Below are 15,348 nucleotides of genomic sequence, written 5' to 3'. Positions count from 1 at the left end.
GGGGGGAACTCTGCCACCGCGGGTCTAGTGCTGCGCGTCGCCGGGCCTCGGCGCGTCGCCGCCCGGGGCGGCGCGCCCGCCCGGGCCGCCCGTGGAGGTGCTCGGCGGCTCGGGGACGCCGGTGCTGCGGGACAGCTCGCTGCGCAGCCGGCTGCGCTCGGCGTAGGCGTCGACGTACTCCTGGCGCGACAGCTTCTGGATCGCGTACATGATCTCGTCGGTGACGGAGCGGACGACGAGCTGGTCGTCCCCCCGACCGGCGAAGCGGGAGAAGTCCAGCGGCTCCCCGAACACGGCGCCGACGCGCCGGATCCGGGGCAGCCTCCGGCCGGTCGGCAGCAGGTCCTCCGTGCCGATCATCGCGACCGGGATCACCGGGGCGCCCGAGGCGAGGGCGATGCGGGCGACACCGGTGCGGCCGCGGTAGAGGCGACCGTCCGGTGACCGCGTCCCCTCGGGGTAGATCCCGAAGAGGTCACCCTCCTGCAGGACGCGCACCGCCCCCGCGATGGCGGCCGAGGACGCCCGGCCCCCGGAACGGTCGACGGGCAGTTGACCGATCCCGTGCATGAGGCCCTTGGTGAGCCGACCGCGCACGCCGCGGCCGGTGAACAGGTCCGCCTTGGCGATGAAGGTGACCCGCCGTTCGACCACCGTCGGGAGCAGCACGGTGTCCGCGGCGGAGAGGTGGTTGCTGGCCAGGATCGCCGGACCGTCGGTGGGAACGTTCTCGAGCCCGCGGACCCAGGGCCGGAACACGGCCGTGACCAGCGGTTCCGCGACCAGCAGCTTGATCGGCCAGTACAGGACGGGAAAGCGCGGCACCGGCCCCCCTCGTCCTTCGTCGCCCGATCGGTGATCGCTGACCCTAGCGAACGGACCGGCGCGCGCCACGCCGAAACCTCGACCACCCCGGGTCACCCGTGACACCATTGGGGCGTGCCTCGAACCCCGGACGACGGATCCGGTCCCCTCGACGTCGATGCGGCGTTCGCGCTGATCGTCGCGCACTGGGGTGAGGAAGCCACGTCGAGGACCGACACGCCGCCCCGGGACACCACCCCCGAGGCCGAGGAGGACAACGCCCAGGCCGGCGACGCGCCTCGCCCCGAGCCCCGGTTGGTCCGCCCGGTCACTCCGCTCCCTCCGCCCCCTCACGAGGACGTCCCGACGCCCGAGTGGTTCGCGACCTCTCGCCGGCGCGACGACGAACCGGTCGAACTGCGGTCCTCCTCCGAGGAACGCTTCGTCCCCGCCGAACCGAAGCCCCTCCCCCGCGACCTCCTGGGCTGGGCCGCGTGGATCGCCGTCGTCGGCGCACCGCTCTTCCTGCTCGTCGTGGCGCTGGGCTGGAACGACGTCCCGCAGCTCGTCACCGCGATCACCGCGGGGGTGTTCGTCGCGGGGTTCGCGACCCTGGTCATCCGTCTTCCCGGCTCGCGGGACGACGACGACGACGACGGTGCCGTGGTCTGAGACCCGTCCTCAGCCGGCCGGGACGAGCAGGTCGGCGACGACCGCCAGGTGGTCGGTGGCTGCGGCCGCGTTCCCCGGCGGGGTGCTGACCCCGGTGACGCTCAGCCGGCGATCGACCAGGACCAGGTCCAGCCGCCTGCGCGGTGCCCGCGCCGGGAAGGTCGGGAAGGGCCGGCCCGCGACCTCGGCCGCGTCCGCGAGCACCGTCGAGAAGCGCTGGTGGACCGCTCCCCCGGGTTCTTCGTTGAGGTCACCCGCCATCACCAGGGGCGCGTCGGACCACGGCCCGCAGGACCCCGGGACTGGGGTCGCGGGCAGCAGCCGGGCCACGTGGTCGGAGCGTTCCCCGGCCTCCAGGCCGAGGTGGACGCTGCGCACCAGCACCTCCTGCGACCACCCCTCACCCAGCGGGACGCGGACGACGGCCTCGGCGGTTCCCCGGCGTCGCACCGGCCTGCGCCCCCGCCAGCGGGCGGTCGGCAGTTCCCGCACCGCACCGGCCCGCACGTCGACGCGGGCGGCGGTGAGCACCGCCGTCCCCGCGCCGGCCCGACCCCACGCCGCGAGCCAGAGGCCGGTGTCGGCGGCGAGGTCCCCGAGGCGGTGGGCGACCGGACCGAACGTGGGGACCTCCTGCAGGCACACGACGTCGGCCGCCGCGGTGCGCAGCAGGTCGCGCAGCGCGACGGTGTCGTCGAGCAGCTCGCGCACGTTGAACGTCGCCACCCGCATCCGGGCGACAGGGCGCCCGACGGAACCCGGGCCGGCCATCAGCCCCAGCCGCGGGACAGGTCCGCCGCACCCACCAGACCCGCCGCCGGGCCGAGCTTGGCGCGGGCGATCGTGAGCTCGGGACGGAAACCCCGCCCCGTGAGGGTGCGGCGGAACGCCTCGCGGCAGGGGCCGAGCAGGAGTTCGCCCGCGTCGGAGACCCCACCCCCGATGACGACGGTCCCCGGGTCCAGCGCGGCGGCGAGGTTCGCGACGCCGATGCCGAGCCAGCGGCCGACGTCCTCGAAGAGTTCCACGGCGGCCGGGTCGCCGGCCCGGGCGGCCTCGGTGACGAGGGGGCCGGTGATCGCCTCGGGATCGCCCCCGGCGAGTTCCAGCAACGTGTGCGCGACGGGCGAGTTCGACCGGGCGAGCTCCCGGGCCTCGCGCACCAGCGCGTTGCCCGAGGCGTACTGCTCCCAGCAACCACGGTTGCCGCACTCGCAGCGGTGGCCACCGGGGACGACGATCATGTGCCCGAACTCACCGGCGATGCCGTAGCGGCCGCGGACCACACGGCCCTGGTTGACGATCCCGCCGCCGATGCCCGTGCCCATCGTCACGCAGACGAGGCGCGACTCCTCCTGGCCGGCCCCGAAGCGGTACTCGGCCCAGGCGGCGGCGTTGGCGTCGTTCTCGACGATCGTGCGCCGGCCGATGCGCCGACCCAGCCGGGCGCGGATGCGCCGTTCGACGGCCTCGCGCAACGGTTCGTGGCGCCAGGCCAGGTGCGGCGCGAAGAGCACCGTCGCGCGTTCGGCGTCGACGAAACCCGCGGCCCCGATGCCGACGGAGACGATGTCGTGGTGGGCGGCGAGCTCCTCCACGACCTCGGCGATCGTGTCCTCGACCCCCTGCGGGCTCGTCGTGGGCGTGTCGCGCCGCAACTGCATGACGACGTTGCCCTCGCCGTCGACGACTCCCGCCGCGACCTTCGTCCCGCCGATGTCGACGCCGACGGCCGGCCCGTCCCCGATGAAGACCCGACGGGTCTGCTGGCGCAGCCGTTGCTGCAGCGCGACCCGTCGCGGGTCGGGTGCGCGCCGACGGCGGGGCGGGCGCGGGGTGCGGGGTACGGCCATGTCTCTGCTCCCGATCGCAGGGGTGTCGTCCGTCAGACCCGGGCGAGGTCGGCGGCGCCGATGATCCCGGCGTCGTTGCCCTTCGTCGCCGTGCGCAGCGGCGGCGGCTTGCGGTGGGTCCGGCCGGAGAGGTTCTCCGCCAGGCTCACCCGGGCCGGGGCCAGGAGCAGGTCACCGGCGCTGGACACGCCGCCACCGATGACGACGACCTCGGGATCGAGCATCGCGACGAAGCTCGCGACGGCCTCGCCCAGCCAGCGGCCCACGTCGGCGAGCAGGCGCGCGCAGCCCGGGTCACCGGCCTGGGCGAGGCGGGTGATGACGGGACCGGTCACCGCGTCCGGGTCGCCACCGACCTCGCGCAGCAGCACCGCACCGTCGGCGTCGCCGGAGCGGAGCAGGTCGCGCGCGTCGCGGACGAGGGCGTTCCCGGCGACGTACTGCTCCCAGCAGCCGGAGTTCCCGCACCCGCAGGCGCGGCCACCGGGGACGGCGCGGACGTGACCGAGTTCGGCGGCGGCGCCGTTGGCCCCGCGCTGCAGCAGACCACCGGAGACGATGCCGCCCCCGAGGCCGGTGCCGAGCGTGAGCATGACGAGGTCGGCGACCGCGTTGCCCTCCTCGTCGAGGCCACCACCGAAGCGGTACTCCGCCCACGCGGCGGCGTTCGCGTCGTTCTCGACCACGACGCGGCGCGCCACGCGGGACTCCAGGCGGTCGGCGAGGGGCTCGTCGCGCCAGGCGAGGTTCGGGGCGAAGACGACGCTGCGCCGGGCGGCGTCGACGAAACCGGCCGCGGCGACGCCGACGGGACCGAACTCGTGGGTCGTCTCCAGCTCCGCGATCGCGTCCGCGACGGCGTCGGCGATGGCCTCGGGGTGCAGGGCCGGGGTCTCCCGGCGGGTCTGGGCGATGATCTCGCCGCGGTGGTCGACGACCCCGGCGGCGATCTTCGTCCCCCCGATGTCGACACCGACGGCGTTGCCGGTGCCCGTGGCGTCGTGGTGGTGCGTCTCGGCGCGCTGCTCGACCATGCCGGTGCGGTTCTCCCTGCGACGTCGGCCCCGCGACCGGGGCGGCTGCCCGAACGTGCAGCCCCGGCGAGGTTACCCGGTGCGTGCGGGTGACCCGTGCCGGTCCCGCGCCTCAGCCGAGGACGACTCCCAGGGCGGTCATGCCACCGAGCAGCAGGGCCGTCAGCCCGAGCCCGCCCCCGACGGCGACGGCGATCTTCGCCTGTCGGCTCTGCAGGCCGCGCGGTCCCTTGACGTCGGTGCGGGCGAGGGCACCGAGCATGCGCTCGACCTCGGCCTCGTCGACGGCCGGCGCGGCGGGCCGGGGCTGCTCGAAGTCCAGCGCGAGCTGGCCGTCCTCGTCCTCGACGACCCGTGCGGGCGGGACCTCACGGCGCACGGGCGCGGCCGTCACCACCGGCGCGATCACCACCGGCGCAGGGGCGGGGAGCAACGAGGCGTGGCAGAGGGAGCACCAGTCCTGCTCGGGACGGACCCGGGCGGCGCAGGAGGGACAGCGCTCGGCGCGCGCCACGACGGGACCCTCGGGTGCGGGCGCCACGACGGGTTCCTGGGCGAGCCGGCTGACCGGTGGGCCGACCTCGACCGCGCCGAACGCGGCGCTGGTGCGGGTCGTGTCGCGACCGGCGTGCCGGGGGGCCGGCAGCAGGCCCTGGTCGTCGAGCGGCGCGAAGCCATGGAGGTCCCCGACGGGGAGCGGTCGCGCCTTCTCGTCGTTCACACCTGCACGCATCGACACCCCCGGCCCCGACCTTGAACCCCTCCCGCTGCTCCGTGCGGGTGTCGCGGTGACGTCGCGCCGGGGCGGGGACCCCTCGCAGGTAGGGTCGTCGCACCGCCGACGGAGACGGCGGCGCCCGGACGTCCGCGCACCGCGCGAGCACGGCGGCCCGGGAGCGATGCGAGGAGGAACCAGCGTGCGGAGCAGCTGCGAGCCACCGCTCGTCCAGCCCGCCACGACCGGCAACCTGACCGACTGCGTGGTGGACACCGCGCGGCAGGACCCCCGGCACGTCAGCGTGAGCCGCAAGGGTGCGGACGGCACGTGGCAGCACATCACGGCGCAGGAGTTCCTCGCCGACGTCACCGCGATCGCCAAGGGCCTGCTGGCCGCGGGCATCCACCCCGGCGACCGGATCGGGATCATGGGCCGGACCAGCTACGAGTGGACGTTGTTCGACGTCGCCGGGTGGTTCGCGGGGGCCGTGACCGTCCCCGTCTACGAGACGAGCTCCCCGGAGCAGATCGAGTGGATCCTCTCCGACTCCGGCTGCGTGGCCGCCGTCGTGGAGACGACCGAGAACGCGGGCCGGATCGCCTCCGTCCGAGAGCGCCTCCCCGCCCTGCGCGACGTCTGGACGCTGGAGTCGGGGGCCGTCGCCGACCTGCGCACCGCGGGCGAGGACGTCAGCGACGCCGACGTCGAGCACTCCCGCTCGCTGGCCCGTCCGAGCGACCCGCTGACGATGATCTACACGTCCGGGACGACGGGCCGGCCCAAGGGCTGCCTGCTGACCCACGGCAACTTCCTCGACCTGGCCCGCAACGCCGACGAGGCCATCCCCGAGGTGCTGCGCCGCCAGGACGCGGCGACGTTGCTGTTCATCCCGCTGGCCCACGTCTTCGCCCGCTTCATCCAGGCGCTGTGCCTGGTCAGCCGGATCCGGATGGGCCACACGGCCGACGCCAAGGACCTGCTGCCCGACCTCGCCGGGTTCCGGCCCACGTTCATCCTGGCCGTGCCGCGGGTGTTCCAGAAGGTCTTCAACGGGGCCGAGCAGCGCGCCGCCTCCGGCGGGAGGTTCCGGGCGCGGATCTTCGAGCAGGCCGCGCTCACCGCGGACGCGTGGTCGCGGGCCATCGACACCGGCGGCCCGTCGGTGGCGCTGCGGGTGCGGCACCGCGTCTTCGACCGCCTGGTCTACTCCAAGCTGCGGACGCTCATGGGGGGCCGCGTCGAGTACGCCGTCTCCGGGGGCGCGCCGATGGGTGAGCACCTCGCGCACTTCTTCCGCGGCGTCGGCCTCGTCGTGCTCGAGGGGTACGGCCTCACCGAGACCACGGCCCCGCTGACGGTCAACCGCCCCTCCCGGATCAAGGTCGGGACCGTGGGGCCGCCGCTGCCGGGTACCGACATCGCGATCGCCGAGGACGGCGAGATCCTGGCCCGCGGGGTCGGGGTCTTCCACGAGTACCGCGGACGCGCCCAGGAGACCGAGGAAGCCTTCGCCGACGGGTGGTTCCGCACCGGCGACCTCGGCACCCTCGACGACGAGGGCAACCTGCGGATCACCGGGCGCAAGAAGGAGATCATCGTCACGGCGAACGGCAAGAACGTCGTGCCGTCCGCGCTCGAGGACCGGCTCCGGGCGCACGCGCTGATCTCGCAGGCCGTCGTCGTCGGCGACGGTCGCCACTTCGTGGCCTGCCTGCTGACGTTGGACGAGGAGGCGCTGCCGGGCTGGGGCGCCAACCACGGCAGACCCGGTCTCGACCTCGCGACCGCCCGCACCGACGCCGAGGTGCTGGCGGAGTTGCAGAAGGCCGTCGACAAGACCAACGAGTCGGTCAGCCGGGCGGAGTCGATCCGCAAGTTCCGGGTGCTGGCCGACGACTTCACCGTGGAGAACGGCTACCTGACCCCCTCGCTCAAGGTGAAGCGGTCGGAGGTCCTCAAGGACCTCGCCGACCAGGTCGAGGCCCTCTACTCCTCGTGATCCACTCGATGAGCCGCCGCGACGCGTCCACGCTCGTGGCGTGGACGGGGCTGATGGCCCTGGCCACCCACAGCGTGGTGCGCTACCGGTGGTGGATCGTCGCCGGCTACGTCGTCATCGCCGCCCTGGTCGTGGGCCTGGCGTGGACGGCACGCGACGACCGGCAGGAGGCGCGGGACGGCGCAGCGGGCGGGTGGGTACCCTCCGCCCTGCTGGCGCTCGTCGGCCTGGTGAACCTCGGGGTCCCCGCCTTCAGCTACCTCGACGACGCGGGGCAGCTGCTGGTCCGCATCGTGCTCGGGGTGTGCTGCTTCGTCGTCGCCGGGCTGCTGCTCCCCGGCAGCGGGGCGAGCCGGCGACTGGCGGTGCTCGCGGCGGTCGTCGGGGCCGTGGGCACGGGCGCGCTGGTGATCGTCGGCGACCCGGCGCCCCGCATCGACGTCTGGGTCATCCTGCAGCAGTCCGCGGACGCGATGGCCGCGGGGAAGTCGATGTACGCCCAGACCTGGGTCGGCTCCCCCGGCATCACCGACGCCTTCGCGTACCTGCCGTGGACGGCGGTGCTCACGGCCCCGGGTCGCTGGCTCGCCGGGGACGTGCGCTGGGCGCTGCTGGTCCTCGTGGTGGTCAGCGCCCTCTGCGTCGGTGCGCTGGGCCGCTGGCGCCGGCCGGCGGTCGCGGCGGCCGCGCTGCTGCTGCTCGCTCCCGGCTCCGGGACGTTGATCGAGCAGGCCTGGACGGAACCGACGGTGCTCGTCGGCCTCGCCGGCTGGGCGCTGCTGGTGCGGACCGGGCGTGCCTGGTGGGCCGTGGTCCCGCTCGCGGTGGCGCTGGCCAGCAAGCAGCACGTGGTGGCCCTGCTGCCGCTGCTCGCGGTCTGGCCCCGTTTCGGCTGGCGGCGCACGGCGGTCGCCACCGGCGGGGCGGGGTTGCTCATGGCGCCCTGGATCGTCGCCGGGTTCGGTGACTTCCGGCACGACACGGTCACGACGATGCTCGACCTCGCCCCTCTGCGCTTCGCCGACACGCTCTACACCTTCGTGCTCAACGAGGCCGGCGTGCAGTTGCCGATCGCCGTCGTCGGGGTGGTCGTCCTGGCGGTCCTGGGTGCGGCCGTGGTGACGCTGCGCCGCCGCGCGGTCGGCCTGGCCGGCCTGCTGAGCTGGTGCGCGGCCGTCCTGTTCGTGGCGAACCTGGTGAACAAGCAGGCCTTCTACAACCAGTTCTGGCTCGTCGGGGCCCTGCTGCTGCTCGCCGTGGCCGCCTCCTCGGGCGCGCTCAGTCCCGCCGTTCCGCCGGGTCGGGCGGAACGTCGGTCCCGGCCAGCAGGTGCGCCAGTCGACGTGCCTGCTCCTCCCAGCCCCAGCGACGGCTGACCCACTCACGTCCCGCGGCACCGAACTCTTCGGCCGTCCTCCTGTCCCGCAACAGGTCGGCGACCGCGGCGGCCACCTCAGCGCTGGAGCGGCCGTCGACGACGTGACCGTTCACCCCGTCGAGGAGGGCGTCCGGGGCTCCCCCGGAGTCCCCCGCCACGACGGGCAACCCGCAGGCGGCGGCCTCCAGGTAGCAGATGCCGAGGGCCTCGGGTTCCAGCCCGCCGAGACGGGTGCGGGTCGGCATGCAGAAGACGTCACCGGCGGCGTAGTACTCCGGCGCCCGGTCCCACGGGACCGACCCGGTGAAGACGACGTCCCCGGACACCCCCGACCGCCGGGCGAGCGCCTCCACCGCCCCGCGGTGCGGACCGTCGCCGACGATGAGCAGCGCCGCGCCCGGCACCCGCCGCCGGATCTCGGGGAGCGCCCGGACCAGGACGTCCTGGCCCTTGCGGGCGACGATCCGCGAGACGCAGACGACGACGGGGCGCTGCCCCAGGCCGAACTCGGCCCGCACCCGTTCCCGGGCCGCGGGGTCGGGACGGAACACGTCCGCGTCGACGCCCGGGGTGAGCCGGCGCATCCGGGACCTCGCGGCGGCGGTGAGCGGTCGCTCGATGCGCGAGCGGCACCAGTCGCCGAGGTAGGTGACGGTGTCGTTGCCCTCCCCGATCCGGCGCAGGGCCGAGCGGGATCCGGGCAGGCTGGACCACCACACCTCGTGGCCGTGCGTCGTCGCGACCGTGCGCCGCACCCCGGCCGTGCGCAGCGCGGGCGCCATCAGCCCCAGCGGGGCCGCCGCCCCGAACCAGACCCGGTCGGCGTCGTGCTCGCGGGCCGTGCGCTGCACCCTCCGCACGATGCCCGGGGTGGGCACCATCAGCGGGGACGGGTCGCGGACCACGACGATCCCCCGCGCGGCCAGCTCCGCGTCCACGGCGGCGTCACCCCGCTGGCGGGCGGTGTGCACGACGACCCGGGCCGCGTCGTCGTCGCCGAAGGCGGGCAAGCGGCGGACGACGGCGTGGACGAACGACTCGATCCCCCCGGTCCGCGGCGGGAAGTCGTTGGTGACGACGAGCGTGCTCACGGCCCCCACCCCACCAGGTCGCTCGCGACGTCGGCGCGCCAGGTCTCGACGACGTCCCCGAACGAGCGGCCCAGCGCCTGCCGGCAGGCGGCCTCCAGGTCCGTCCCGGCCAGCACCGTGCGGAGCAGGGCCGTCACCGCGGCCGTCCCCGCCACCCGGGCCGTCGACGTCACCAGCGTCCACGCCGCGGCGTAGGCGAGCTGCAGCACCGCCGGCTCCGAGCTGCGGAACGCCGCGTCGTCGGGGACCTGCGGGACGCCGTCCGCGCTCAGCAACGGGGCGGCGAGCGCCGTCGCAGCGACGTCGCGGCGCAGGCGGGCGACGTGGTCGGCGTAGCCCTCGGTCAGCCAGGTGGGCACCACGGCGCCGGCGGCGCGGGGGCTCGCCCGGGTCGCGACGTGGACGAGTTCGTGGGTGAGGGTGACGCTGCGCCCCAGCGGGCTCAGCGCGGCGAAGCGCTCCACCGAGAGCACGACGCGGACCCCGGCCGGGGCACCGTCGGACAGGTCGGCGTCGAGGCCCACGGCGACGGCGTCGAGGCGCCCGGAGGGGTCGCGTCCGGCGAACCGGGTGACCTCGGCGGCCGTGGGGAGGACGACGACCGCCGTTCCCCGGGGCCAGTCCCGGCCCCAGGCGGCGTCGACGCGCGCCGTGGCGTCGGGGAGGTCGGCCGCGACCTGGTCGGCGACCTCACCGGCGGCGGGGTCGACGACGAGGACGACCCCGCCCCCGACGACCCGGGCCTCGACGTCACCGAGGTCCCACGGCTGCGGTGTGCCCGCGGTGGAGGTGCGGAGCCGACCGTCCCAGCCGGCCCGGAAGGCGCCGGCGACGGCCCGCCCCTCGCCCTCGACGCGGACGCGGAGGGTCCCCGCGACGCCCGCGGCGGTGTCGTCGAGCCCGCTGACGGCCCACTCGCGCAGTCCGGCGTGCACGGCCCGGGCGTCGAGGACGCGCACGGCGCCGCGCTCGGCGGGGTCGTAGCCCGCACCGGCCGCCGTGAGGTCACCGGCCACCAGCGCGGCCCCGCGAGCGGCGAGGACCTGCTGGACGTCGTCGGGTGCGGGGGCCGTGGGCGGCGCGGAGCACCCGGCGAGGACGGGGGGCGCCAGGAGGAAGAGCCGTCGTGGCAACGACGGGACGGGACGCACCGCTGCATCATCCCGCCTCGCGCTGGGTCGCCAGCCGCAGCGGGGGAACCAGCCCGGAGGCCGCGAGCACCTCCACGGCCCCGAGCTCGTCGGCGTCGAGCACCGCGTCCCCCGGTGGTCCGAGCAGGACCGAGACGACGCACTCGGAGCACGCCTGCGGACGGACCGTGCAGCTGTCGCAGTCGATGAGCACCGGGTGACCTCCAGATCGTCGGGACCGGCCCCAGCGGCCGGTGCTCCGCATCCCAGCACCGCCCTCCGACACGACCCCTCGAACGGGCGTTCGAGCAGGTCAGCGGGTCGGGCGGAGGTCTGCGGGCACCGCTGCGCCCGACGCAGCGGCGTGCCGGCCGACCCCTGCGGAGGGCGGTCTGCGCGTGTCGTGCCGCGGTCGTGTCGGGCCCGGCGCCTACGGTCCCCCCATGTCCACCGGCACCACCAGCTTCCAGAGCAGCTTCGAGGACCTGGGCCGGCCGCTGGCGGACGTGACCTTCGTGGTCGTCGACCTCGAGACGACCGGTGGCCCCCCGGCCGGGGCCGGCATCACCGAGATCGGCGCGGTGAAGGTCCGCGGGGGCCAGGTCCTCGGCGAGTTCCAGACCCTGGTGCGCCCGACCTCCCCCATCCCCGCCTTCGTCCAGGTCCTCACGGGGATCACGAACCGGATGGTCGCCTCGGCGCCGACCCTGCGGCAGGCGCTCCCCGCGTTCCTGGAGTTCGCCGGCTTCGACCGCGGCGCGGTCCTCGTCGCGCACAACGCCCGCTACGACGTCTCGTTCCTCGTCGCCGCCTGCGGGCTCACCGACCGCGACTGGCCGAAGCCGCGGGTGGTGGACACCGTCGTCCTGGCCCGTCAGCTCGTCGACCGCGACGAGGCCCCGAACAACAAGCTCGGGTCGCTGGCCCGGTTGTTCGGCACGGTGACCACCCCGGACCACCGCGCCCTCAACGACGCCCGCGCGACGGTCGACGTCCTGCACGCTCTGCTCGGACGGGTCGGCAACCGCGGCGTCCACACGATCGAGGACCTGACCGCGTTCGCCGCGACGGTCGTCAGCAAGGCGCGCCGGGAGAAGAAGCACCTCGCCGTCGGGCTGCCCTCGGCCCCGGGGGTCTACCAGTTCCGCGATGCCGCCGGGCGGGTCCTCTACGTCGGCACGTCCGTCGACGTGCACCGGCGGGTGTCGTCCTACTTCACGGCCTCGGAGACGCGTCCGCGGATGACCGAGATGGTCCGGGCCGCGACCAGCGTCGTCCCGGTGGTCTGCGAGACGCCACTGGAGGCGAGGGTGCGCGAACTCCGGCTCATCGCCGAGCACGCACCGCCCTACAACCGGCGCTCGAAGACCCCGGAGAAGGTGACCTGGGTCAAGCTCACCACCGACGCCTGGCCCCGCCTGTCACTGGTGCGGCAACGACGCGAGGACGGTGGCGACTACCTGGGCCCCTTCCGCTCGGCCCGGACGGCCGAGCTCGCCGTGGAGGCCCTGCACGACGCCCACCCGTTGCGCCAGTGCACCCGTCGCATCCCGAAGAACCCCGCGCAGGACGGCCCGGGCGCCTGCGTCCTGCTCGAGATCGGTCGCTGCGGCGCGCCCTGCCTGGGCACCGGACGCGGCGGGCAGGACGCGCAGTCCTACGCCGGTGTCGTCGCGGCCGTCCGGGACGCGATGCACCACGACGCGACGACGACCTTCACCCGCGGCCGGGACCGGTTGCAGCTCCTCACCGAGCAGCAGCGCTACGAGGAGGCCGCCGGGGCCCGGGACCGCCTCGAGGCGTTCCTGCACGCCGCGGACCGTTCTCAGCGTCGCGCGCCGATCGCCTCGGCCCCCGAGATCGTCGCGGCCCGGCGCAGCGTCGCGACGCCGGGCTGGCGCAACGGCGGCTGGGAGGTCGTCCTCATCCGTCACGGCCGGCTCGCCGGGACCTGCGTGACCCCGCGGGGGGCCGACCCGATGCCGCACATCGCCGCCCTGCGGGCCACCGGCGAGGCCGTCCCCACGCCCGACGCCGCCCGCAGCGGCCTGCTGGTGGAGGAGACCGACCTGCTGCTGGGCTGGCTCGAGCAACCGGGCGTGCGCCTGGTCAGCGTCGAGGAGGACGACCGGCGACCCTGGGCCTCACCCGTGCGCGGCGCGGGCTGGGCGCGGTACCACCTGCGCCCGGGGCAGCCCGAGTAGTCTCGGCGCGTGATCACCGCCATCGTCAACGTCCAGTGCGACGGCCGGCGCATCCCCGAGGTCGCGCAGGCGCTCGCCGACCTCGACGGGGTCAGCGAGGTCTACTCGGTGACCGGGGACGTCGACCTCGTCGTCATGGTCCGCGTGCAGGAGCACGACCGGCTGGCCGACGTCATCGCCGGCGGGATCGCGCGGGTCGACGGCGTCGTCAGCACGACGACGAACATCGCCTTCCGCGCCTACTCCAAGCACGACCTCGAGACGGCCTTCGCCCTCGGTTTCGACTGAGGGACCCCACTGCGAGGCGCCCGGGACTCAGGCCGCGCTGGCGCGGACCCACCGGTCGAGCACGTCGGCCGCCGCGCCGGAGTCCAGCGCGGACTCGGCCCGGCGCATCCCCTCGGCGAGGTGGTCGACGAGCGCGGGCGCGGGATCGACGGCGGTGGAGCCCGCGGCCCGCACCCCGGCCGCGACCATCGCCGCGGCGGCGTTGAGGACGACGGCGTCGCGCACCGGACCCCGGGCTCCCGCGAGCAGGCGGCGAGCCACCTCCGCGTTGTAGACCGCGTCCGCGCCGCGCAGGTCGGCCAGCGTCGACGGCGCCAGCCCGAGCTCCGCGACGGCGTCGAGCACCGTCTCGGTGACGTGGCCGCCGCTCACGACCCAGATCCGGGCCGGCCCCGTGCTCGTGAGCTCGTCGAGCCCGTCCTCGCCGCGGAAGACCAGCGCCGAGGTCCGGCGGCCGGCCAGGACGCCGGCCACGAGCGGGGCGATCCGGCGGTCGGCGACCCCGATGGCGCAGGCCCCCGCCCGCGCGGGGTTGGTCAGCGGGCCGAGGACGTTGAAGGCCGTCGGCACCCCGAGGCCGCTGCGGGCGCCGGCGGCGAAGCGCATGGCGGGGTGGAAGACCTGGGCGAAGCAGAACGTGATCCCGACCTCGACGGCGAGCTGGCCGACCCGCTGCGGCGGCAGGTCGAGCCGGACCCCGAGCGCCTCGAGCACGTCGGCGGAGCCGGAGGAGGACGAGGCGGCCCGGTTGCCGTGCTTGACGACGCGGTGGCCGGCTCCGGCGAGCACCAGCGAGGCCATGGTCGAGATGTTCACCGTGTGCGCGCGGTCCCCGCCGGTGCCGACGAGGTCGACGATCGGGCCGGGGACCTCCAGCGGCACGGCGTGGCTCAGCATGGCCTCGGCCAGCCCGGTCAGCTCGGCGCTGGTCTCACCCTTGGCGCGCAGGGCCACGAGGAAGCCCGCCAGCTGGACGTCGTTGGCCTCTCCGCGCATCACCTGGTCCATGGCCCACGACGCCTGCTCCAGGGCGAGGTCGCGACCGGCCATCAGCTCGGTCAGCAGCCCGGACCACGTGGGTGCGGCGGGGGTGGTCATGGCTGGTCCTGGCTCCCTGGGTCGACACGATCGACGGCCGCGCTCGAGCGCGCGGCGACCCGAACCCTACTGATCGCGGGAACGGGCGGGCCCACCTGCCGACGCGCCGGACGCGCGGTCCCCAGATCGAGACCGTTCTGTGACCTCAGGGGGCGGTGGACGCCGTCGCGAGGCCCGGACGCCTTGCTCCAAGCAGGATCCGCACCCTCCGCACGACCTGCGCACACCCCGTGGCGAACCTCCCCCGACCGGCCCAACGGAGATCTACGACACGTTGTCGGTGGGCCGGGCAGCGAAGCAGAAACGGGTGGGGCATGATTGTGCGCGTGGCGAGTGCACAGGCTGTCCAGAGCAGTACCCCGAGTCCGGCCCACGGGTCCGTGAACCGACCGAACATGGTGTCGGTCGGCGTGATCGTGTGGCTGTCGAGCGAGCTCATGTTCTTCGCGGGCCTGTTCGCCATGTACTTCACGATCAGGTCGGTGGCCCCGGCGCTCTGGGAGTCCGGCCCCCAGCTGCTGAACGTGCCGTTCTCCAGCGTCAACACGACGATCCTCGTGATCTCGTCGTTCTGGTGCCAGTTCGGGGTGTTCGCCGCGGAGCGCTTCCAGCCGCGCCGCCTCGGCAAGCTCCACCAGCTCTCCAAGTGGGGCATGCAGGAGTGGTTCGTCCTCACCTACATCTTCGGAGCGCTCTTCGTCGCCGGCCAGGTCTTCGAGTACGCGGAACTCGCGCACGAGGGTCTGACCATCGCCACCAACGCCTACGGCTCGGTCTTCATCCTCGCCACCGGCTTCCACGGCATCCACGTCTTCGGCGGTCTCATCGCCTTCCTCATGGTCATCGGCCGGTCCTTCGCCGTGAAGCGCTTCGGGCACCAGGAGGCGACCAGCGCCATCGTCGTCTCGTACTACTGGCACTTCGTCGACGTCGTGTGGATCGGTCTGTTCACGATCATCTACATCCTCAAGTAACGCCCCGACCGCCAGCGCAGTTCCCGCAGTCCGAACGCCCCGTAGGAAGCGAGCACCAGCACCGTGACCAGGACCCTCACCGCACTCAGCGCCCGACGGCGCCAC

General features: G+C 74.8%; 15 protein-coding genes. 6 read left to right on the top strand and 9 right to left on the bottom strand.

The genetic code is table 11. The features are described 5' to 3' along the window. Positions 1 to 24: 24 nt before the first annotated feature. Complete coding sequence (locus tag AC0I8G_RS08845; protein ID WP_471729570.1) at positions 25 to 825, bottom strand: lysophospholipid acyltransferase family protein; 801 nt, start codon at positions 823 to 825, stop codon at positions 25 to 27. A 114-nt stretch (positions 826 to 939) separates the two neighbouring features. On the opposite strand from AC0I8G_RS08845, the gene AC0I8G_RS08840 reads away from it, so the two are divergent. Next, positions 940 to 1,476, top strand: coding sequence for a hypothetical protein (locus tag AC0I8G_RS08840; protein WP_471729569.1), 537 nt, complete (start codon positions 940 to 942; stop codon positions 1,474 to 1,476). Positions 1,477 to 1,485: 9 nt separating this feature from the next. Here the strand turns inward: AC0I8G_RS08840 and AC0I8G_RS08835 are convergent, their stop codons facing one another. The 4 genes from AC0I8G_RS08835 to AC0I8G_RS08820 all read right to left on the bottom strand — a co-directional run bounded on the left by AC0I8G_RS08835 (position 1,486) and on the right by AC0I8G_RS08820 (position 5,084). Beyond that, positions 1,486 to 2,247, bottom strand: a complete 762-nt coding sequence (locus AC0I8G_RS08835; protein ID WP_471729568.1) for an endonuclease/exonuclease/phosphatase family protein — start codon at positions 2,245 to 2,247, stop codon at positions 1,486 to 1,488. Beyond that, a complete protein-coding gene (locus tag AC0I8G_RS08830) occupies positions 2,247 to 3,329 on the bottom strand; it encodes an ROK family glucokinase (protein WP_380157019.1) in 1,083 nt (360 codons plus the stop codon). The genes AC0I8G_RS08835 and AC0I8G_RS08830 overlap by 1 nt, the downstream gene beginning before the upstream one ends. 32 nt (positions 3,330 to 3,361) lie before the next feature. Continuing rightward, positions 3,362 to 4,363: an ROK family protein gene (locus AC0I8G_RS08825; protein WP_471729567.1), complete on the bottom strand. Its 1,002-nt coding sequence runs from the start codon at positions 4,361 to 4,363 to the stop codon at positions 3,362 to 3,364. Positions 4,364 to 4,475: 112 nt separating this feature from the next. Next, the gene (locus AC0I8G_RS08820) at positions 4,476 to 5,084 is read right to left on the bottom strand and encodes a hypothetical protein (protein WP_471729566.1); all 609 of its coding nucleotides are present in this window, start codon (positions 5,082 to 5,084) and stop codon (positions 4,476 to 4,478) included. Positions 5,085 to 5,280: 196 nt separating this feature from the next. Here AC0I8G_RS08820 and AC0I8G_RS08815 point away from each other — a divergent pair, with 196 nt between their 5' ends. Continuing rightward, positions 5,281 to 7,080, top strand: coding sequence for an AMP-dependent synthetase/ligase (locus AC0I8G_RS08815; RefSeq protein ID WP_471729565.1), 1,800 nt, complete (start codon positions 5,281 to 5,283; stop codon positions 7,078 to 7,080). Positions 7,081 to 7,088: 8 nt separating this feature from the next. After that, positions 7,089 to 8,456 carry a hypothetical protein gene (locus tag AC0I8G_RS08810; protein WP_471729564.1) on the top strand — a complete coding sequence of 456 codons (1,368 nt, stop codon included), beginning with the start codon at positions 7,089 to 7,091 and terminating at the stop codon, positions 8,454 to 8,456. On the opposite strand, the gene AC0I8G_RS08805 is transcribed toward AC0I8G_RS08810, so the two are convergent. The 3 genes from AC0I8G_RS08805 to AC0I8G_RS08795 are packed head-to-tail and all read right to left on the bottom strand — an operon-like array spanning position 8,359 to position 10,893. Continuing rightward, positions 8,359 to 9,549 carry a glycosyltransferase family 4 protein gene (locus AC0I8G_RS08805; protein WP_471729563.1) on the bottom strand — a complete coding sequence of 397 codons (1,191 nt, stop codon included), beginning with the start codon at positions 9,547 to 9,549 and terminating at the stop codon, positions 8,359 to 8,361. The two genes, AC0I8G_RS08810 and AC0I8G_RS08805, sit on opposite strands and share 98 nt — an antisense overlap. Continuing rightward, complete coding sequence (locus AC0I8G_RS08800) at positions 9,546 to 10,700, bottom strand: hypothetical protein (RefSeq protein ID WP_471729562.1); 1,155 nt, start codon at positions 10,698 to 10,700, stop codon at positions 9,546 to 9,548. The genes AC0I8G_RS08805 and AC0I8G_RS08800 overlap by 4 nt, the downstream gene beginning before the upstream one ends. A 7-nt stretch (positions 10,701 to 10,707) precedes the next feature. Next, positions 10,708 to 10,893, bottom strand: a complete 186-nt coding sequence (locus AC0I8G_RS08795; RefSeq protein WP_471729561.1) for a hypothetical protein — start codon at positions 10,891 to 10,893, stop codon at positions 10,708 to 10,710. 229 nt (positions 10,894 to 11,122) lie between these two features. Between AC0I8G_RS08795 and AC0I8G_RS08790 the strand changes: the two genes are divergently transcribed. Then, entirely contained in the window at positions 11,123 to 12,883 is a 1,761-nt protein-coding gene (locus tag AC0I8G_RS08790; RefSeq protein ID WP_471729560.1) for a DEDD exonuclease domain-containing protein, read from the top strand. Positions 12,884 to 12,892: 9 nt separating this feature from the next. Beyond that, entirely contained in the window at positions 12,893 to 13,171 is a 279-nt protein-coding gene (locus tag AC0I8G_RS08785; RefSeq protein ID WP_328295650.1) for an Lrp/AsnC family transcriptional regulator, read from the top strand. Positions 13,172 to 13,198: 27 nt separating this feature from the next. Here AC0I8G_RS08785 and trpD read toward each other — a convergent pair whose 3' ends face one another. After that, positions 13,199 to 14,269, bottom strand: coding sequence for an anthranilate phosphoribosyltransferase (trpD, locus tag AC0I8G_RS08780; RefSeq protein WP_471729559.1), 1,071 nt, complete (start codon positions 14,267 to 14,269; stop codon positions 13,199 to 13,201). A 314-nt stretch (positions 14,270 to 14,583) separates the two neighbouring features. Here trpD and ctaE point away from each other — a divergent pair, with 314 nt between their 5' ends. After that, positions 14,584 to 15,243, top strand: coding sequence for an aa3-type cytochrome oxidase subunit III (gene ctaE / locus AC0I8G_RS08775; protein ID WP_471729558.1), 660 nt, complete (start codon positions 14,584 to 14,586; stop codon positions 15,241 to 15,243). Positions 15,244 to 15,348: the final 105 nt, after the last annotated feature.

The sequence above is a fragment of the Kineococcus sp. AC630 genome, from assembly GCF_979255925.1.
Note: the sequence above shows the minus strand (reverse complement) of the source record. Positions and strands in the feature narration are given on the sequence as shown.